The 19,275-nt window shown below is 71.3% G+C and carries 19 protein-coding genes; 17 read left to right on the top strand and 2 right to left on the bottom strand.

Annotated elements, in window-relative coordinates:
• Positions 1–136 precede the first annotated feature (136 nt).
• The 3 genes from ACFYO9_RS35845 to ACFYO9_RS35835 are packed head-to-tail and all read left to right on the top strand — an operon-like array spanning position 137 to position 2,975.
• Positions 137–991, top strand: coding sequence for an ATP-binding cassette domain-containing protein (locus ACFYO9_RS35845; protein WP_358777850.1), 855 nt, complete (start codon positions 137–139; stop codon positions 989–991).
• Positions 991–2,292, top strand: coding sequence for a hypothetical protein (locus ACFYO9_RS35840; RefSeq protein WP_358777851.1), 1,302 nt, complete (start codon positions 991–993; stop codon positions 2,290–2,292). Before ACFYO9_RS35845 ends, ACFYO9_RS35840 begins: the two co-directional genes overlap by 1 nt.
• Entirely contained in the window at positions 2,289–2,975 is a 687-nt protein-coding gene (locus tag ACFYO9_RS35835; RefSeq protein WP_358777852.1) for a hypothetical protein, read from the top strand. The genes ACFYO9_RS35840 and ACFYO9_RS35835 overlap by 4 nt, the downstream gene beginning before the upstream one ends.
• Here the strand turns inward: ACFYO9_RS35835 and ACFYO9_RS35830 are convergent.
• Positions 2,972–3,412: an ATP-binding protein gene (locus ACFYO9_RS35830; RefSeq protein ID WP_358777853.1), complete on the bottom strand. Its 441-nt coding sequence runs from the start codon at positions 3,410–3,412 to the stop codon at positions 2,972–2,974. The two genes, ACFYO9_RS35835 and ACFYO9_RS35830, sit on opposite strands and share 4 nt — an antisense overlap.
• Before the next feature lie 197 nt (positions 3,413–3,609).
• Between ACFYO9_RS35830 and ACFYO9_RS35825 the strand changes: the two genes are divergently transcribed.
• From ACFYO9_RS35825 to ACFYO9_RS35780, 10 genes are all read left to right on the top strand, one after another.
• Positions 3,610–4,461, top strand: coding sequence for a helix-turn-helix transcriptional regulator (locus ACFYO9_RS35825; protein WP_358777854.1), 852 nt, complete (start codon positions 3,610–3,612; stop codon positions 4,459–4,461).
• Between the two features lie 11 nt (positions 4,462–4,472).
• Positions 4,473–4,661 (top strand): DUF397 domain-containing protein, encoded by a 189-nt coding sequence (locus ACFYO9_RS35820; protein ID WP_358777855.1) that lies wholly within the window; start codon positions 4,473–4,475, stop codon positions 4,659–4,661.
• Between the two features lie 267 nt (positions 4,662–4,928).
• Positions 4,929–5,777 (top strand): maleylpyruvate isomerase N-terminal domain-containing protein, encoded by an 849-nt coding sequence (locus tag ACFYO9_RS35815; RefSeq protein WP_358777856.1) that lies wholly within the window; start codon positions 4,929–4,931, stop codon positions 5,775–5,777.
• Positions 5,778–5,998: 221 nt separating this feature from the next.
• Positions 5,999–6,709 (top strand): DUF4232 domain-containing protein, encoded by a 711-nt coding sequence (locus tag ACFYO9_RS35810; protein ID WP_358777857.1) that lies wholly within the window; start codon positions 5,999–6,001, stop codon positions 6,707–6,709.
• A gap of 349 nt (positions 6,710–7,058) precedes the next feature.
• The gene (locus tag ACFYO9_RS35805) at positions 7,059–7,367 is read left to right on the top strand and encodes a hypothetical protein (RefSeq protein WP_055570172.1); all 309 of its coding nucleotides are present in this window, start codon (positions 7,059–7,061) and stop codon (positions 7,365–7,367) included.
• Positions 7,368–7,626: 259 nt separating this feature from the next.
• Positions 7,627–8,481 carry a hypothetical protein gene (locus tag ACFYO9_RS35800; protein WP_358777858.1) on the top strand — a complete coding sequence of 285 codons (855 nt, stop codon included), beginning with the start codon at positions 7,627–7,629 and terminating at the stop codon, positions 8,479–8,481.
• A complete protein-coding gene (locus ACFYO9_RS35795) occupies positions 8,471–9,847 on the top strand; it encodes a hypothetical protein (protein ID WP_358777859.1) in 1,377 nt (458 codons plus the stop codon). Before ACFYO9_RS35800 ends, ACFYO9_RS35795 begins: the two co-directional genes overlap by 11 nt.
• Positions 9,844–11,403: an SCO6880 family protein gene (locus ACFYO9_RS35790; protein ID WP_355820321.1), complete on the top strand. Its 1,560-nt coding sequence runs from the start codon at positions 9,844–9,846 to the stop codon at positions 11,401–11,403. The genes ACFYO9_RS35795 and ACFYO9_RS35790 overlap by 4 nt, the downstream gene beginning before the upstream one ends.
• Positions 11,404–11,424: 21 nt before the next feature.
• A complete protein-coding gene (locus tag ACFYO9_RS35785) occupies positions 11,425–12,828 on the top strand; it encodes an ATP-binding protein (RefSeq protein ID WP_355820322.1) in 1,404 nt (467 codons plus the stop codon).
• Positions 12,818–14,527 (top strand): type IV secretory system conjugative DNA transfer family protein, encoded by a 1,710-nt coding sequence (locus tag ACFYO9_RS35780; RefSeq protein WP_358777860.1) that lies wholly within the window; start codon positions 12,818–12,820, stop codon positions 14,525–14,527. Before ACFYO9_RS35785 ends, ACFYO9_RS35780 begins: the two co-directional genes overlap by 11 nt.
• A gap of 61 nt (positions 14,528–14,588) precedes the next feature.
• Here the strand turns inward: ACFYO9_RS35780 and ACFYO9_RS35775 are convergent, their stop codons facing one another.
• Complete coding sequence (locus ACFYO9_RS35775) at positions 14,589–15,143, bottom strand: GNAT family N-acetyltransferase (RefSeq protein ID WP_358777861.1); 555 nt, start codon at positions 15,141–15,143, stop codon at positions 14,589–14,591.
• 143 nt (positions 15,144–15,286) lie between these two features.
• On the opposite strand from ACFYO9_RS35775, the gene ACFYO9_RS35770 reads away from it, so the two are divergent.
• From ACFYO9_RS35770 to ACFYO9_RS35755, 4 genes are read left to right on the top strand one after another with little or no spacing between them, the layout of a single operon-like run.
• On the top strand, positions 15,287–16,285 hold the full coding sequence (locus ACFYO9_RS35770; RefSeq protein ID WP_358777868.1) for an ATP-binding cassette domain-containing protein: 999 nt from the start codon (positions 15,287–15,289) through the stop codon (positions 16,283–16,285).
• Positions 16,282–17,091, top strand: a complete 810-nt coding sequence (locus ACFYO9_RS35765; protein ID WP_358777862.1) for an ABC transporter permease — start codon at positions 16,282–16,284, stop codon at positions 17,089–17,091. The genes ACFYO9_RS35770 and ACFYO9_RS35765 overlap by 4 nt, the downstream gene beginning before the upstream one ends.
• Before the next feature lie 58 nt (positions 17,092–17,149).
• Positions 17,150–18,466, top strand: coding sequence for a histidine kinase (locus ACFYO9_RS35760; RefSeq protein ID WP_358777863.1), 1,317 nt, complete (start codon positions 17,150–17,152; stop codon positions 18,464–18,466).
• A complete protein-coding gene (locus ACFYO9_RS35755) occupies positions 18,463–19,134 on the top strand; it encodes a response regulator transcription factor (protein ID WP_358777864.1) in 672 nt (223 codons plus the stop codon). Before ACFYO9_RS35760 ends, ACFYO9_RS35755 begins: the two co-directional genes overlap by 4 nt.
• The last annotated feature ends 141 nt before the right edge of the window (positions 19,135–19,275 follow it).

Raw genomic sequence — 19,275 nt, 5'->3', positions numbered from 1 at the left:
GTACGCCCGACTCGCATAGCGTGATCGCCGACCGGCCGGACCGGCACGCCCGTCCGGTCATGGCCCTACGTGAACGCCCAGAACTGGCAGAGGACTCCGGCCCCGGACACCGCGAGCCCCTGGACTGAGGACTCAGGTGAACACACCCCCCGGCACCACCCCCTCCCACGACGGCACCCAGCCGGCCCCGGCGGTCGCGACGGGCCCGGCGGTCGCATCGGTCGCGGGCGTCACCGTCCGGTACGGCAGGACGACCGCCCTCGACGACGTCTCCCTCACCTTCCCGGCCGGGGTCACCGGCCTCCTTGGCCCCAACGGGGCCGGAAAAAGCACCCTGTTGTCCCTCCTGAGCACGGCGCGCAGGCCACAGACCGGCGCGATCACCCTCCTCGGCGAGGAGAACCCCGGGCGGGCCCGGGTGCGACACGTTCGGCAGCGGATCGGGGTGCTGCCGCAGTCCTTCGGGTTCTATCCCCGCTTCACCGTCCTGGAGTTCACCGAGTACGCGGCCTGGCTGCGCAAGGTGCCTGCGGCCCGGCGCCGCGAGCGGGCGGTCGAGGCGTTGCGTCTGGTGCAGATGGAGAAGCACGCCGGCAGCAGGATGGGCGCCCTGTCGGGCGGCATGCTGCGCCGCGTCGGCATCGCGCAGGCCATGGTCAACGAGCCCTCCCTGGTCCTCCTCGACGAGCCGACGGTCGGGCTCGACCCGGCCCAGCGGGTCGGATTCCGTTCCATCGTCCAGGAGTTGGGCGACCGGTGCGCGGTGGTGATGAGCACGCACCTCGCCGAGGACGTGGCCCACGTGTGCGACCGGGTCGCCGTCCTCCTGGAGGGCGCGGTCCGCTTCACGGGGACGGTCGCGGAACTGTGCGCTCTGCCGCCCGCCGCCACGGTCGACGGCGCCGGTACGGGTACGGGCCCCGACGTCGACGGCGCAGCCGTGGAAGCCGGATACCTGCACCTGGCGGGCGCGGAAGCGGTGGCGGGCTGATGCGCGTCCTGCTGACCGAGATGCGCCGCGGCGAGGCCAAGTGGACCGCCGCCCTCATGGGCGCCGTCGGCGTCTACTACTTCACCGCCGAGAGCCCCGGCGAGAGCGACTGGATCGGCTGGTGGACCCAGACCAGCCTCCAGGTCCAGCTCTTCTCCGTGATCGTGATGGGTTCCGTGATGAGCGCCGCGGCCGCGTGGGGCGCGGGCCGCGCCTTCCGGCACCGCACCCGGGCCTGGGCGGACACGGCGGCCCGCGGCGGCTGGTCGCAGGCGCTGCTGCTCTGGCTCGCGGTATGGCTGTGGTCCCTGATCGCGTACGCCGTACTGACGGCCGTCGCCTTCTCCCGTACCGCCGAAGTCAGCGACGTCACCGCACCCGCCTGGACACCGCTGCTGCTCGGCGCCGCGATGATGGGCCTGCAGATCGCCGTCGGCGTCGCCGTCGGTTCGGCCCTTCCCTCGCGCGTGGTCGCGCCCTTCGCGGGGGTCTTCTGGTACGGCCTGTTCGTCCTCGTCGCGTTCGTCCCCGACACCCCGCTCGACAAGCTGTTCCCGGCGATAGACGAGTTCTGGAGCTCGGAGTTCGCGCCGAACACGACCCGCATGCTGGTCGCCGTCGCCTGGTGCCTGGCGTTCGGCCTGGCCGTGACCGCGCTCCCCGCGCTGTGGCGCCGCGCCGCGCTCCCACCCCACCCGCTCGCCGTCGGCGCGCTCGCGGTGGTCGCGCTGGCCGCGGGCGGCACACTCGTGGCGTTCCGCACGCCGGCGCCCGACTCGTACTGGGCGGTGCGCAAGGAACAGCCCGCACGGCCGCTCTGCACCGACAGTGGCCGCACCAAGGTGTGCCTGTGGCCCGAGGACCGCCACCTGCTGCCGCAGACCCGCGCGGCAGTACGGACCGTCGACGCCGGCCTCGGCACCCTGTCCGGCCTCAACCGCGCCTTCTACGCCGAAGGCCTCACCCGCCCGCCGGGCGCCACCGCCGAACTCCCCCTGATGACACCGGCGGAGAGCCAGGCGGACCTGACGGACGCGATGTTCGCGGCGGCGCCCTCCCAGCCCAGGTCACCGAAGTGCGAGCCGCACCTCCTCAAGACGGCGGGCGGCTACCCCGACACCTTCCTCTTCGAGGCGGCCGTACGCTCCCGCGTCGGCGCGCCCGGCGAGTACTACGGCGAGGAGTTCGGCCGCGCCCTGGAACGGATCACCGGCGCCCCGCGCCCGCAGCAGGACGCCTGGATCGAGGCCTCGGCCCGGTCGATCCGCGCCTGCGAGCGGGTGCCGGAGCTCCCCCGTTGACCGCCCGGACCGGGACGACGGCAGCCACCGCGAACGCCATGGGCCCGGCAGCCGCCTTCGTACGCTGCCGTGGCCTGCCCCGCGCCACGGGCGTGGCCCTGCTCGTGTCCCTGGCGGCGACGGCCTTCGCGGGCCAACGGGTGGCGGTACCGGAGTTCCGTTACCTGGTCGACTTCAGCGTCCCGGTGGCGGAGATCGTGCCGCTCGCCCACGCGGTGATCCTGGCCACGACGCTGTTCTCCCCGATGGCGGACCTGGAACACACGGCGGCCCAGCCGATGCCCCGCCACCGCGCCCTGTACATCGTCGCCCTGCTCGCCCTGGCCCTGGGCCTGACGGCCCTGCCCCTGCTGGCCGGCGCCACGGCCGAGGTCTACGCGTCGGCGGCCCGCAACGCGGTCGGCTACCTGGGCCTCGGCATGCTCGGCGCCGCCCTCTTCGGCAGCGGCCTCGCCTGGCTGCCGCCCCTGGCGATGTTCGGCCCCACCCTGCTGCTCGGGGTCGGCAGCGACAACTCCCCCGAACCCTGGGCCTGGTCCCTGCACGCCTCCGACAGCACGTCGGCGGCGGTCGTTGCGGCGGCACTGTGGCTGACGGGCGCGGCAGCCTCCACCACGGCCGGCCCCCGCCGCGCGGAACGCGCGGAACGCGCGGAACGCGCGGAACGCGCGGAACGCGACTAGGCACCCCGCCACGGAGAGGCGGGCGTGACCTCGGCCCACATCAACTTCCCGGCACCCGCACCGAGCTGGGCCCCATACCGGTCGGCACAGGCCCGCACGAGATGCAGTCCCCGCCCGCCCTCCGCCAGCCCCGACGGAGGCGGGCCGCCCCCGCGCCGGGGCTCGAACCCGGGCGGAACCTGTGGGTCCGAGTCCCACACGGCGACGCGGACCCCCTCCGGGGAGGAGGAACGGAGCCGCAGGGCGTAGGGCCCGTTGGTGTGACAGTGCGCGTTGGTGAGCAGTTCTCCGGCGAGGAGTTCGGCGGCAGGGGTGAGCTCCCCCAGCCCGTACGTCTCCATGACAGCCCGGAGGGTGGCCCGGGCGATCCCAGGGGCGCGGGGATCGTGGGGGAGTTGGAGGGTGTAGGTCCAGGGCGGCGATACGGTGGGGGACATGGAAGTCTCCGATCACATATGCGTGTTGGGGCCCCGGTGACCATGTCGCTCCGTCGAGCGGGGGTACTTCCGGGTGGGTCGGCCTGAGCTACACCGTAGGGCGGAATGCAAAGTTGCTTTGCAGAAATCCGAGAAATGTTGGGCGATACCCCTCGTGTGAGTGACGCTTCAATCCAGCTCGTTGTAGGAGGAGTTGCATGGCGGTGAGGCCGGCCCCTACGGCCCGGCGTATCCGGGTGGCGACGGAGCTGCGCAAACTCCGCGAGCGGGCGGGCATGACCTCGACGGAGGCGGCCCAGCAACTCGGCACCAGTTCGGGACAGCTCAGCAACGTCGAGTCCGCTCGGTTCGGGGTGAGTCCCGACCGAGTACGAGCCATGGCCCGCCTGTACGCCTGCCCGGATCAGGCCTACATCGACGCCCTGGTCGAGATGGTCACCGACAAGACGCGGGGCTGGTGGGATACGTACCGCGAGGTGCTCCCTTCCGGGCTGCTCGACCTCGCAGAGCTGGAACACCACGCGTCGGCCGTGCGCACCGCGCACACCAGCCACATTCCCGGACTGTTCCAGATCGCGGACCACGCTCGCGAGATCTTCCGCCACGTCATTCCGACGCCCACGCCGCCCGAGGTCGAACACCGGGTCTCTCACCGCATCAAACGGCAGGACGTCATCTACCGAGCGGTTCCGCTGCCTTTCAGCACCGTGATCCACGAGGCCGCCCTGCGGATGAGAGTCGGCGGCCGAGACGTGGCGCGCGCCCAGCTGCGACATCTGCTCGACATGGGCGAGCACGACCACATCACGATCCGCGCCCTTCCCTTCGATGTCGGCGCCTTTCCCGGATCAGGGCAGTCGATCACCTATCTGCACGGCGGGGTGCCCCAGCTCGACACCGCGCAACTCGACCAGTTCCACGGCCCCGTGCTTCTGGATTCCGAAGCACACCTGGCGAAGTACAGCAGCCTGCTCGATGTTGTGGAGGGAACCGCGCTGAGCCCCGAAAAGTCGCGGGACCTGATCCACGGCATCGCCCAAGACCTGTGAAGGGACCTCACATGCTCACGTCCGACTGGCAGACCTCCTCCTACTGCCAGGAAGGCGACGCCTGCGTGAACGTCGCCACCACCCCGTCCGGCACGGTGAGACTCACCGAGAGCGCCGACCCCACCGGCGCAATACTCCACACCACCCCCGAAGCCTTCGCAGCCCTGCTCCGTACCGCCCACCGGCCCGCGCCCGCGTAAGAGACGGGAGGGGACGTGGGGGTATGTGCGCACGGAGCACCGAGCCAGCAATAGCAAAATTGTCCGCGAGGCGTGGCGAACAGTGGATGGCGAGTACGCACATACCCCCGCGGCCCCGCACCCACAAACGAACCCCCGGCGCAGACGCCACGCCCCCGTACGCCTTCGGAGAACCCCGACCATGACCGACGAGACGTCGCCCCGCACCCACAAACGAACCCCCGGCGCAGACGCCACGCCCCCGTACGCCTTCGGAGAACCCCGACCATGACCGACGAGACGTCGCCCCGCCCCCGCATCCCCGCCGGCCTGGACTGGACCCGCGCCGCCCCCGAGGACGAGCAGGGCCCCGGCCCCTGGATCGAGATCGCCTTCGGCACGGACAGCGGTGAACCCGGCGCCGATCCCGACGCCGTCTACCTCCGCGAGACCGGCGACCCAGACAACGTCGTCACGACGACCCGGAAGAAGTGGGACGCCTTCGTACTGGGCGTACAGGCAGGCGAGTTCGACCACTTCGTGGACGGCGGCGGCATCACCGCCGCCGACGTCGGCCGCGCCGCCCGCCTCGCCCTCCAAGCCCTCCGCAGCGCCCCCACCACCGCCGACTGGACCGCCCCCGCCGGCCCCCTCGACTGGACCTGCCACGAAACCCTCGCCCACCTCGCGGACGACCTCCACGGATACGCTGCCCAACTGGACCCGGACGCCCCGCCCCCGCCCCACCGCGCCCCGGACACCACCGTCACCGTCACCACGCTGCTCCAGGCCGTCGAGTCCGGCGCCACCCTCCTCGTCGACACGGTCACGGCCGCACCCCCCACGACCCGCGCCCCGCACGGCTGGGGCGCCTCCGACCCCGTCGGCTTCGCCGCGATGGCCGTCGTGGAGATCCTGGTCCACACGTACGACATCACGACGGGACTCGGCATCCCCGACGCCTGGACCCCGCCCGCAGACCTCTGCGAACGCACCCTGACCCGCCTCTTCCCGGACGCCCCGACGGACACGGACCCGTGGCGGACCCTCCTCTGGGCAACGGGCCGCGGCGAACTGCCGGGCCACCCACGCCGCACGGAGTGGCGCTGGTACGGGACGCCGGAAACCGATAGCTGACCGACACCGCGTCCCACGAGGCCATCCCAGGCAGAGCCCATTTCCCCAGCTCAGAGCCGCTTTGGCCGTTCCAGCGTTTCTGATCCCCCGGCGATCCTTGCCCCGCCCCGACCCCACCGGCTTCGCTGTTGCCCAGGCCGGACAGCACGGCGGCCACCCACCCACCTACTCACACTCACTCACTCACTCACTCACTCACTCACTCACTCACGGGGATCGTCATGAAGCTGCACGCCCACGCCACCAAGACCCTGCTCGCCGGCCTCGCCCTCATCGGCACGCTCGGCCTGACTGCCTGCAACGGTGACGACAACGGCAGCTCGGACGCGGCCTCCCAGAGCTCCGGAGGCTCCGCCGGCGTCCCCGCGAACAGCAGCGGCGGCTCCGGTGGCTCCGGCGGCTCGTCCGGCCAGAAGGGCGGCAACGGAGGCAGCGGCAACGGAGGCGCCGGCAACGACGGCGGCCAGGGCACCGCCGCCGGCACCGGTTCGAACAAGGGCGGCAAGGTCGGCATCTGCCGCAGCGATGAGCTGGAGGTGTCCGCCATCGACAACTCCACGGACAAGACCGAGGGCGTCGTCACCGTCCAGTTCAAGAACGGCGGCGGCCGCGACTGCTCCATCAGCGGCTACGCGGGCGTGGACCTGAAGACCTCAACCGGCGACACCATGTCCGTGGACCGCAACGGCGAGCAGACCCACCCCGACATCCTGAAGGACGGCGAGTCCGCGGCCTTCAACATCACGTTCCCGGCCAACACCAGCGGCGGCTCCGGCGTCCGCATCACCAACATCCTCGTGACCCCGCCGAACGAGACCAAGACCGTCACCGTCTCGTGGCCCGCCGGCACCATGCCGGTGAGCGACGGTTCGAGCGGCGGCAAGCTGTCCATCGGCCCGGTCGCCAAGGTGAGCGACTCTCCCGCGGGCTGACGCAGCAGTCCAGGACCCCTGTGACCGGAGGCACCACCGGTCACAGGGGTTCACCCCGTTTCATGGAACCTTTCGCGACACCCTCACCCGCTCCATGACTGTCCGTCACGCCGGATCTGGGCCACCGCCGTAACACCTGGTCAGAGGCACGCCGGGCCGTCATTGCCCGGCGTCGTACCGCGTGATACACAGAGTAACCAGACGTCGCGTGCGCTGAACCGCACGAAGTCAGCCAACGAATGGCGCCAAGGCGACATGCGCGGGCCCTATTGTCGGCGAGAATGAGCTGTCCTCTGTACCGAGGTAGGCAGAGGTGGCAGAACAACCCACTAGGGGCGGTGAGTTACACATGCTTATGGCAGCCGAAAAGGGCGACATCACCACCATCATCGGCGGGATCGCCCCCGACTGGGGTCCCTTCGGGAGCCTGGGCAACGAGGCACGCGTGATGATCGAGGTCGTGATGGCCATCGCGATCCTCCTCTGTCTTGGCATCGCGATCTGGGGCGCCGCGAAGCAGCGCATCGGCGCGACGGCGCTGCGCGACACCTTCAGCGCGGAGCAGGGCAAGGGCCTGATCATCGCCGGGCTGACCGGCGTCTTCATCATCGGCTCACTCGGCACGCTCTTCACGATCGTCTACGGCATGGCGGTCTAGTACGGCCGGGCGCGGGCACCGGTCCCCCGTTCGCGCCCCGCCCACCCACGTCCCCCCGCCACGTCCCCACACCTGCCCCCCACGCCCCTGTCCCCACTCCCGTGTCCCCACTCCCCCACCCATCCGTCGTGCCCACCGGCTGAGGTTGCAACTCCCTGATGTCGAGTCACCACACCGCGCCCGCGCGGGAACCAGCACGGCTACCGTCATACGTGTCCTGCGTGACGGTTCAGCGAGAGGTTGAGGGGGCGTACGCGGCATGAGTCCCGACGACGAGCGGAACGACGGCCTCTTCTTCGGTGGCTCCGGGGAGACCCGGACACGGCTTCCCGAGGGGGAGGGCGCGGGTGACGACGGTTACGGCGGCGTGCGCAGATCCTCCCGCTCCGGCGGGCGGACGTCCTCGCGCAGCCTGGTCACGGTCGTCGGCGTCGTGGTCCTCCTGATCGCGGCGATCGCGTTCGCCAACCGGGGCGGTGACGATTCCTCTGCGGAGGGCGGTGACGGCAAAAAGCCGGAGGCGGCCTCCACGGCTCCCTCCGGGGAGAAGCCGGTTGGGGGCAAGAACGGGGGGATCCCGGCGGGGTTCGCCCACGATGCGCAGGGTGCCCAGAGCGCGGCGGCGAACTACGCGGTGGCGCTGGGATCGGCCGACATGTTCAACAAGGACCGGCGGCACGGCATCGTGAACACCGTCTACACCCCCGACGAGGCGGCGAAGCGCCAGTCCGACCTCGACAAGGTGTACGCGGGCGAGAAGTTCCTGACGAGTATCGGGCTCAGCCCCGACGGCTCCGCCCCCAAGAACACCACGTTCGTCTCACGCATCATCCCCGTGGGCACCAAGACCACGAAGTTCGGCAATGACAGCGCGTCCGTCGAGATCTGGTACTCCTCCCTGTTCGGGCTGGCGGGTGAGAACACGAAGAACCCGGTGTCCGAGAGCTGGTTCACCAACACCTACGAGTTGCGGTGGGTCAACGGGGACTGGAAACTCGCCGACTTCCGGCAGAAGGACGGCCCCGTCCCCGTCGCACGCGACCAGCGGGCCTCCACGGCCGACGACATGGCCAAAGCAGTGGAGGAGTTCGGAGGGTTCACCTATGCCCGGTAGCACCCGTCGACGCACGCTCACGCTGACCGCCGCCTTCGCCACGGTGCAGACGGCGGCGGTGCTGCTGTCCACCCGTGCCTTCGCGGCCCCGGATCCGAACCCTTCCAGCGACTCCTGTGACCTCATCCGCGGCCCCGCCAAGAGGTACTGCGAAAAAGGCGAATCCGGCGGCAGCGACAGCAGCGGCAAATACCCCACCGACAACCCCCTCCCCGACTCCCTGGACCCCCTCAGCTCCCTGGCAAAGGGCTGCGCCGACGCCGCCTCCTGGACCGTCGACAAACTCTCCGACGCCGTCAAGGACACCGCGAACGTCGACTTCACGAACCCGAAGTTCCTCCAGCAGTACGCCGTCGTCTTCGCCGCGTCGACCATCCTGACGCTGCTCCTGTGGCTCCTCGCGGTCGCCAAGCGTGCCGTCCGCGGCGTGCCGCTGACCACCGCTCTGTCCGAGGCGATCGGCTTCCTCTGGCTCACCGTCCTCGCCTCCGCCTTCACGCCCCTCATCCTCTACACCGTCGTCTCGGCGGCCGACGGCGTCACCGACGTCATCGCCAAGGCGACGGGCGGGCAGACGGACACGTTCTTCGGGACGTTCTCGGGCGCGCTGAAGAAGGGCGACGACATCGGCGGCGGACCGATCATGCTGATCGTCGTCTCGCTCGTGTCGATCCTCGCCGCCGGCATCCTCTGGCTGGAGCTGGTCATCAGGGCCGCGCTCCTCTACGTGGGAGCGCTCCTCGGCACCGTCGTCTACGCCGGCCTCGTCGACAAGAACCTCTGGTCGCACGTGCGCCGCTGGGCCGGGATCATGATCGCGGTGATCCTGGTCAAGCCCATCATCGTCATCGTGCTCGGGCTCGCCGGCGCGCTCTCCGCCGACGACGGGCCCGACGCCTTCTCCGCGGTCGTCTCCGGGCTCTCGATCATCCTGCTCGCCATCTTCGCGAGCGCCATGATCTACCGTTTCGTCCCCGGCTTCGGCGACGAGATCGCGGGCTCCCGCGACAACCGCATCATGCGCGGCGCCGAGAACAAGGCCGCCGCCGTCATCAGCTCCCCCGCATCCCTCGTCTCCCAGGGCATCAAGACCCACAGCTCCCGGGGCAACGGCAGCGGAGGCGGCGACCAGGGCGGCAACACCGGCCAGGCGCGTCCCGCCAACACCGCAGGCGCCGGTGTCGCCGCACACAGCAGCCGCCCCACCGGTGGCCGCGGCCCCTCGAACGGCGGCGGAGCCGTCCCCTCCGCCGCACCCCCGCCGCGCAGCAGCGCGACGGACACGCCGCACGCGGGCAACCGCGGCGGCTCCCGCACCAGCAGCACCCCACGCAGTACCAACCGCTCGGGAGGTGAAGGGCGTTGACGACCCAGTCCCACCTGTCCCAGCCGGTCGCGCCCCGCCGCACATATCTGATCGGCCGCGCCCGGCCGAACGCGATCGTCGGCAAGAACCGCGAGACCGGGGAGATCGCCCTGATCATCGTGGGGGCGTTCCTCGGCATGATGTGCGGACTGCTCGTCCCCGTCCTCGCGCTGCGCATCGTCCTGCTGTCGGGCCTCCCGATGCTCGCCATCGCGGCCGTGTACGTCCCGTACAAGGGCCGGACGTTCTACAAGTGGTTCGAGATCAACCGCAGTTACAAGCGCTCCCTCAAGCGCGGCACCGCCTACCGCTCCGCCGTCCCCGAGGCCGGCATCCGGCTCGACGGGCGGGAGGTCGAGGTCGGGCCGCCGCCCGGCATCGGCCGGATCAACTGGCTCGCCGCGCCGTTCGGCCCCGACGAGATCGCCGTGCTGCTGCACGCCGACCGGCGGACCGTCACCGCTGCCATCGAGATCGAGGGCCCGGGCGTGGGCCTGCGCGACTCCGAGGACCAGGAGGCGCTCGTCGACCGGTTCGGGACGCTGCTCAAGCACGTCGCGAACGGCGACGGCTTCGTGACCCGCCTGCAGATGCTCGCCCGTACGCTGCCCGCCGACCCCGACGCGCACGCCAAGGACGTCAGCCAGCGCGGCGACGACCGGGCGCTGCCCTGGCTCCAACAGTCGTACGACCAGCTGCAGTCGATGGTGTCGACCAGCAGCGAGCAGCACCGCGCCTACCTCGTCGCGTGCATGCACTACTCCCGCGACCTGGCCGCCGAGGCGCAGGCGATGGCCCGCGCGGCCCGCCCGTCCGGCGGCCGCAAGCTCGACAAGGACGCCGGTCTCGCCGTCGTCATGGCCCGCGAGCTGACCGACATCTGCTCGCGGCTGCAGGAGGCCGACATCCGGGTCCGTCAGCCGCTCGGCCAGGGCCGCCTCGCGTCCCTGGTCCACTCCATGTACGACCCGGACCACCCCATCGACCACATCCAGGCGATGACGAAGCGCAACGCCTGGCCCGCCGAGCTCGACGCCGTGGAGCCCACCTACCTCCAGGCGAAGACCCGCGAATCCTCCACCCGCGCCCCCTGGTGCCACTCCACGGCGTGGGTGAAGGAGTGGCCGATGACGCCCGTCGGCGTCAACTTCCTCGCCCCCCTGCTCGTCCACACCCCGGACGTCATCAGGACGGTCGCCGTGACGATGGACCTCGAACCCACCGAGGTCGCCATCGAGCGGATGCTGACCGAGAAGACGAACGACGAGGCGGAGGCCAGCCGCCAGGCCAAGATGAACCGCACCGTCGACCCCCGCGACATCGCCTCGCACTCCCGCCTGGACCAGCGCGGCGAGGACCTGGCGAGCGGCGCCGCGGGCGTCAACCTGGTCGGCTACATCACGGTCTCCTCCCGTTCCCCGGAGGCGCTCGCGCGCGACAAGCGCACCATCCGCGCCTCCGCCGGCAAGTCGTATCTCAAGCTGGAGTGGTGCGACCGCGAGCACCACAGGGCCTTCGTCAACACGCTGCCGTTCGCGACCGGCATCCGACGCTAGACGTAGAGGCAGGCTGCCCAGATGCGGGATCCGCTGACCATCCTCACGGACGCCTTCACCGCCTTCCTCTTCGGGAAGGTCGAGACGACCAGGCTTCCGGTGCGTACGTCGACGGGGCAGGCCCAGGCGGTCTACCTCCCGACGGCCGCGCCGGGCCTCGGCGACTCGGGCGTGATCATCGGGCGCGAGGTGTACTCCGGCAAGGGGTACATCTACGACCCGTTCCAGCTGTACGGGCAGCAGTTGCCGGCCCCGCACTGGCTGGTGCTCGGCGAGTCCGGCAACGGCAAGTCGGCCCTGGAGAAGACGTACGTCCTGCGGCAACTGCGCTTCAAGGACCGCCAAGTCGTCGTCCTCGACGCACAGGGTGAGGACGGCGTCGGCGAATGGAACCTCATCGCCCAGGAGCTGGGGATAACCCCCATCCGCCTCGACCCGACGGCGGCCCTGGACATGGGCATCCGCCTCAACCCGCTCGACCCGGCGATCACGACGACGGGCCAGCTCGCGCTGCTCCGCACGATCATCGAGGTCGCGATGGGGCACGGCCTGGACGAACGCTCCGGCTTCGCCCTGAAGGTCGCGCACGCGTACGTGAACGAGACGATCGTGGAGCGCCAGCCGGTCCTCACCGACATCGTCGAGCAACTGCGCCACCCCGAACCGGAGTCGGCCGAGGCGATGAACGTCGCCATAGACGACGTACGGGCCTGGGGCCTGGACGTCGCCCTCGTCCTCGACCGGCTGGTCGACGGTGACCTGCGCGGCATGTTCGACGGCCCGACCACGGTCGGCATCGACCTCGACGCCCCCCTGATCGTCTTCGACCTCTCGCACATCGACCGCAACTCCATCGCGATGCCGATCCTGATGGCGATCGTCGGCGTCTGGCTGGAACACACGTGGATCCGGCCCGACCGCAAGAAGCGCATCTTCCTGGTGGAGGAGGCGTGGCACATCATCAACTCCCCCTTCGTCGCCCAGCTGTTCCAGCGCCTGCTGAAGTTCGGCCGGCGGCTCGGCCTGTCCTTCGTGGCGGTGGTCCACCACCTGAGCGACGTGGTGGACGGCGCGGCGGCCAAGGAGGCGGCGGCGATCCTGAAGATGGCGTCCACGCGGACGATCTACGCCCAGAAGGCGGACGAGGCGCGGGCCACCGGCCGGGTGCTCGGCCTGCCCCGCTGGGCCGTCGAGATCATCCCGACCCTCACCCCCGGCATCGCGGTCTGGGACGTCAACGGCAACGTCCAGGTGGTCAAACACCTCATCACGGAGACGGAACGCCCCCTGGTCTTCACCGACCGCGCCATGACAGAGTCGTCCGCCGACCACCACGGCGACGGCGTACCGGTCGACGACGCGATGCGGGCGGCCGAGCTGGAGGCCGAGAGGCGGGCGGCGTACATGGAGCAGCATGCGGGATGACTGGGAGCGGGGGCGGTCCCCGCACGGGCGGGGTCCGGCGGATCCCGACGGCCCCTACGGCGCGCGCGGCCCGCGCCCCCAACGCGGCGTTCCCGACGGCCTGTTGGTGGGCTTCCTGGCCCTCCTCCTCGGCGCGACGGTCCTCGTCTGGTCCGCGACGAACCTCGCGGGGCGTTTCGCGCAGGGGGCGTGGCCGGAAAAGGTCTCCTTCGGCCATACGCCCCCGGCGGTACGTCACTTGGCCGGGCAACCGCACGACGTGGCGGGCGCCTGGCCCGACACCCCACCGGACCAACTCTCCGGATACGGCCTGTTCTGGGGCCTGTTCATCGGCCAACTCCTGATCCTGATCGTACTGACGATCTTCGTGATGGGGACGGTGACGCGGTGGCGGGCGGTACGTAGGGCTCGGAGGGAGTCCGGGGGGGCGGGGGTGGCCGGAGGGTCGGTCCCGCCGGGGCGCGCCGGCGGCACGGGGGTGGGCGCGGGCTCGGTCCCGCCGACGCGTGCCGACGGCACGGAGATGTACGAGGCCGCCGCCCACCCGCCCCGTGCCGGAGGCACGGAGATGAGCGCAGGCGCCGTCCCGCCAACGCGTGCCGGAGGCACGGAGATCCAGGCCGAAAGGGCGGGTGGGTGGGAGCCCCGCGCCGGAGGCGCGGAGAACACCACGGTGCCGGTCAACTCGGCCGGAGGCCCCCGCGCCGGAGGCACGGAGAACAGCACATCGGAGCGGGGCACGGGACCCAAGACCGTACCCACCCCCCGTACCCCCCTGTTCCTGGGCAGCCCCACGACCCGCCGCCCCCGCGCCGTCGAGGCCCTCCAGGACGCCGAGGGTGCCGCCCTCGTCCTCACCTCCGACCCCACCCTGTGGGCCGAGACGAAGGACGCCCGCGCCAAACTCGGCCCCGTCCTCCTCTACGACCCCGCCCACCTGTGTGACACCCCGGCCCGCCTCCACTGGTCCCCCACCACCGGCTGCCAGGACACGGCGACCGCCGAGCAGCGCGCCGCCGCACTCCTCGCGCCGATAAGGCCCACCGCGAAGCTGGACTCGGCCGTGGCCGACACGGCCCAGCTCCTGCTGCGCAGCTTCCTGCACGCCGCCGCGGTCGGCGACAAGCCCGTGAAGTCGGTGCACCGCTGGTCGCAGGGCACCCAGGTGCAAGAGGCCGTACGCATCCTCCGTACCCACCCCAAGGCGTCGTCCGGCGCCGCCGGCGAGCTGGAGGCGGCCCTCACCGCGTACCCCGAACGGCGCGACATCGCGCAGGAGTTGACCGCCCGCGCCCTCTCCGCCCTCTTCACCGTCCACGTACGGGAATCCTGCACGCCGAACCGAACTGATGCGCTCACCCTGGATTCCTTCATCGATGAAGGGGGCACGCTTTTCGTGGTGGGAGAGGCGATCGAGGATCCCCGATCCCATCAGGGCCCGGGTGCCATGCCCCTGCTGACGGCACTCGCCTCCAGCGTGGTCGAGCGCGGCCGGCGCATGGCCGAACGGTCATCCTCCGGTCGCCTCGACCCACCAATGACGTTCGTCCTGGAGGACGTCGCCGCGGTGGCCCCGCTGCCGCAGCTGCCCGAACTGCTCGCCACCGGCGCGGACCGGGGCCTGCCGACCCTGGCCCTGCTCCGGTCACGGGAACAGGCCAGATCCCGCTGGCCCGACGCGGAGCTCCCCACCCCCTGAAGCCCCTCCCCCTGAAGCCCCGCCCCACACCGCCCCACCCCTCGACGCGCGGCCCCACCCCTCACCCCCGCGCAAGCACCCACTCGTACTCCCGCGCAAAGGGATCACCCGGCACCGGCACGACCACCCCGCTGGGCACGAACCCGAACCGCCGGTAGAAGGCCTGGGCCCGCGGATTGTCCTCGTGGACGTACAACCGCACCCGTTCCAGGCCCGCCAGGGACCACGCCCACCCGACCGCCGCCTCGAACAGCGCGTCCGTCGCGCCGACGCCCCGGTGCTCCGGGCGCACATAGACCCCCACGAGATGAGCCTGCCGCGCCTCGACCGCCCCGCCGAACACGTCGTCCGCCCCGGCCTCCTCGACCAGCACGGTCACCGAGCCGACCCACACGCCACCCGGCCCCTCCGCCACGAACTGCCGGACCGCCTCCCCCCGTGACGCCCCCTCCGCCCGCTCCCGCCAGAAGGCGTCCGGCTGCGCCGCGGCCCTCTCGTACGTCTCCAGAAAGGCGACCGGCGCCGCCGGATCCCGCAGCGCGGCCAGCCGCAACTCCCGTACCCGCGGCCACTCCTCGCCGCGCACGGCCCGTACCACGTACTCCTCATGATCCATGGCCAGATCCTCAGCGACGCCCCGCGCCGACGCAACGTAACCCTCGTCTCAGGGTCGGCGTCGTACCCGGGTACTACCCCCGGCCCGCACGTCCCGCCCCCGGTCCGACGATCCGCGCGGCCGTGAGCGACACCATCGACGACATGATCAGCGCATACGGACTCACCAAACGCTACGGCGCCAGAACGGTCGTCGACGACCTCGGTTTCGAGGTGCTCCCCGGCGCCGTCACCGGCTTCCTCGGCCCCAACGGCGCGGGCAAATCCACCACCATGCGGATGCTCCTCGGCCTCGACGCGCCCACCCGCGGCCGCGCCACCGTCGGCGGCCGCGCCTACGCCGCCCACCCCGCGCCCCTGCACGAGGTGGGCGCCCTCCTGGAGGCCCGCTCCGTGCACCCGGGCCGCTCCGCGTACCACCACCTGATGGCGCTCGCCCACACCCACTCCATCCCGAAGAGCCGGGTGGACACGGTCCTTGAGCTCGCCGGCATCCACGAGGTCGCCCGCCGCCGGGTCAAGGGCTTCTCGCTCGGCATGGGCCAGCGCCTGGGCATCGCCGCCGCCCTGCTCGGCGACCCGGCCACGATCATCCTCGACGAACCCGTCAACGGCCTCGACCCCGAGGGCGTCCTGTGGATCCGCAATCTCCTCACGTCCCTTGCGGCGGAAGGCCGTACGGTCCTCGTCTCCTCCCACCTGATGAGCGAGATGGCGCTGACCGCCGAGCACCTCATCATCATCGGCCGGGGCCGGCTCCTCAGGGACACCACCGTCGACCGGTTCGTACGGGAGTCGGGCACCGGATCCGTCAAGGTCGTCACCCCGGAGGCGACCCGCCTGACCGAACTGCTCGCGGGCCTCGGTGTCACCATCTCCGCCGACGCCCCCGGCGTCCTCGACGTGCGCGGCACGGACGCCGAACACATCGGCCGCACCGCAGCCGCCCACGGCATCCCACTGTACGAACTCACCCCGCAAACCGCCTCGTTGGAGCAGGCCTTCATGGACCTCACCCGCGACTCGGTCGACTACGCGGCCTCCACGAGCACAGGACCCGGCACCAGTACAGGCACAGGCACCGGTCACGTCACCCACACCACCCCCACCGCCCGTCACCAGCCGGAAGGCGCCACGGCATGAGCACCCTCGACCTCGACGACGCCGCGCTGCCCCACATCGCTTCCTCCCCCTACCGGCTGAGCCCCAAGGGCATCCTCCGCTCCGAATGGCACAAGCTGTGGACGCTCCGCTCGACCTGGATCACCCTGGTCACCGCCGCCGCCCTCGTCCTCTCCGTCGGCATCATGATGGGTTCCACCTACGACGGCGACGACGCCGAGATCGACACGGTCGTCTTCACCCTCTTCGGCACCCAGCTCTCCCAGATCTGCCTCGCCGTCCTCGGCATCCTCGTCACCGCGGGCGAGTACTCGACGGGCATGATCCGGGCCTCCCTCTCCGCCGTCCCGACCCGGCTCCCCGTGCTGTGGGCCAAGGCCGGCGTCTTCACCGCGGTCGCCTTCACGCTGTCCCTCGCGACGAACATCGTCACCTTCCTCGCCGCCCAGATCTGGCTCGCGGACACCGACAAGAAGCTGTCCCTCGCCGACTCCGGGGTGTTCGGCGCCCTCACGACCAGCGCCGTGGCCATCACCCTGCTCAGCCTCATCGCCCTCGGCCTCGGCGCGCTGCTGCGCTCCGTACCCGGCGCCATCGGCGCGTTCGTCGGCGCGGTCCTGATCCTGCCCGAGGTCCTCTCGATGCTGCCGTTCGGCGCCATGGACAGCGTGATCAGGCACTTCCCGGCCCAGGCGGCGAGTTCGCTGGGCTCCGTCGCCCGCGTGGAGAACACCGTCGCGCCGGGCACGGCCCTGATCGCCCTCACCCTCTGGGCCGCCGCCCTCATCGCCGCGGCGTCCGTACTGCTCAGGCGGCGCGACGTATGACGCCGACCGAACCCCGGACGGCAATACCCCGGTGCACGAGCCGGACGGCAATATCCCCATGCACGAAGATGAGCCCGTGACGACGCCCCACGCCCGCCCCCACCCCCTCACCCGGCACCTCCAGCGCTCCACCCAGCGGGTACGCGCCTTCGACCGCCGTCACCCGCTGGTCTGGGACGCCCTGGTCACCGCCTTCTTCGTCATCGCCGCCCTCACCGACGGCGCCGGCGGCTGGCGCAGCACCGCGGCCAACCCCGAGGTGGCTCAGGGGCCGATCGTCGTGATGAGCCTGGGCCTCTCCGTACCGCTGCTGTGGCGCCGCCGCCACCCCCTGTACGCACTGGCCGTGATGACGGCGACGACCACGGCCAGCAACTGGACGGGCGCCTGGCTGCAGGCCGCGCTCATCCAGTTCATCGTGGTCTTCACCATCGCGCTGCGCCTGCCCCTGCGGACCCTGGGCGTGGCTGCCGCGATGACGGTGCCGCCCATGGCGGTCTGCGCCTTCACCTATCCGCGCGACAGCTGGGACCAGCTGATCGTCCCGCAGATCTGGTCCTTCCTCGTCGTCACGCTCGCGGGCATCGCGGTCCGCTCCCGCCAGGACCACACCCGCGCCCTCGTCGAACGCGCCCACCGTCTCGAGGTCGAACGCGACCAGCAGGCCCAGCTCGCCGCCGCGGCCGAACGCACCCGCATAGCCCGGGAGATGCACGACATCATCGGCCACAACCTCTCCGTCATCACGGGCCTCGCGGACGGCGGTTCGTACGCCGCCGCCAAGTCCCCCGAGCGTGCCGCGCAGGCCCTGGACGCCATCGGCACCACCAGCCGCCAGGCCCTCGCCGAACTCCGCCGCCTCCTGGACGTCCTGCGCGACGACGCCCCCGAGGCGGCCCACCTCGCCCCGCAACCCGCCCTGACCGACCTGGCCCACCTCATCGACGGCGTACGGGCGGCGGGCCTGCCCGTCCACAGCACGGTGAACGGCGACCTCGACCCCGGTCCTGACCCCGCCCCCGTCACCGCGGGCCGGCAACTCACCGTCTACCGCGTGGTGCAGGAGGCCCTGACGAACACCCTGAAGCACGGCGGCCCCGACGCCACGGCCACCGTCGACGTCTCCTACGGGGACGGTGGCGTCACGGTCGAGGTGACGGACACGGGCACGGGCGGCGGCGCCCCCGACTCCCGTACGAGCCGTGGGGGCCGTGGGGGACGTAGGGGACGCAGAGAACACACAGGCCGCGGCCTCACCGGAATGCGCGAGCGAACGGCCTTGTACGGCGGCACACTTGACGCGGGGCCGCGCCCCGAACCGCCGGGCGGCTGGCGGGTCCGACTCCACCTCCCGAAGGACACCGAAACACCGTGACGACCGTGCTCATCGTCGACGACCAGCCCATGCAGCGGTTCGGTTTCCGCATGCTCCTGGAGAGCCAGGACGACATGACGGTCGCGGGCGAGGCCGGCAACGGCGCCGAGGCGGTCCGCATGACCGCCGAACTCCGCCCGGACGTCGTCCTGATGGACATCCGCATGCCCGGCCTCGACGGCATCGAGGCGACCCGCCGCATCGTCGCGTCGGGCGCCCGCGCCCGCGTCTTGATCCTGACGACGTTCGACCTCGACGAGTACGCGTACGCGGGGCTGCGGGCCGGAGCGTCCGGCTTCCTCATCAAGGACGCGCTGCCCGAGGATCTCCTCTCCGGCATCCGTGCGGTCGCCTCGGGCGACGCGATCGTGGCCCCGAGCCTGACCCGCCGCCTCCTCGACGCGTACGCGGACCAGCTGCCGGCACCCGGCACGGCACCCGCCGACCCGGCGGACGATCCGCGCCTGTCATCGCTCACCCACCGCGAGCGGGAAATCCTGACGGTCATCGGCCGGGGCTGGACGAACGCGGAGATCGCCGACCGGCTGCACCTCGCGGAATCCACGGTGAAGACACACGTGGGCCGCATCCTCGCGAAAACGGGGGCGAGGGACCGGGTGCAGGCGGTGATCCTGGCGTACGACACGAAATTGGTGAGCCCGTCGTAACCCCGGGAAACCTTGAACGTCGAAACCCTGGAATGCCATAACCCCAGAACGCAGAAAACCCCCGCACCATAAGGTGCGGGGGTTTCCCGTTCAAAATTAGTTCGGCGGCGTCCTACTCTCCCACAGGGTCCCCCCTGCAGT

The organism is Streptomyces sp. NPDC005863 (genome assembly GCF_042871345.1).
In the GTDB taxonomy this organism is placed as follows: Bacteria; Actinomycetota; Actinomycetes; order Streptomycetales; family Streptomycetaceae; genus Streptomyces.
The sequence above is the reverse complement of the archived record's forward strand: the minus strand, read 5'-3'. Positions and strand labels throughout refer to the sequence as shown.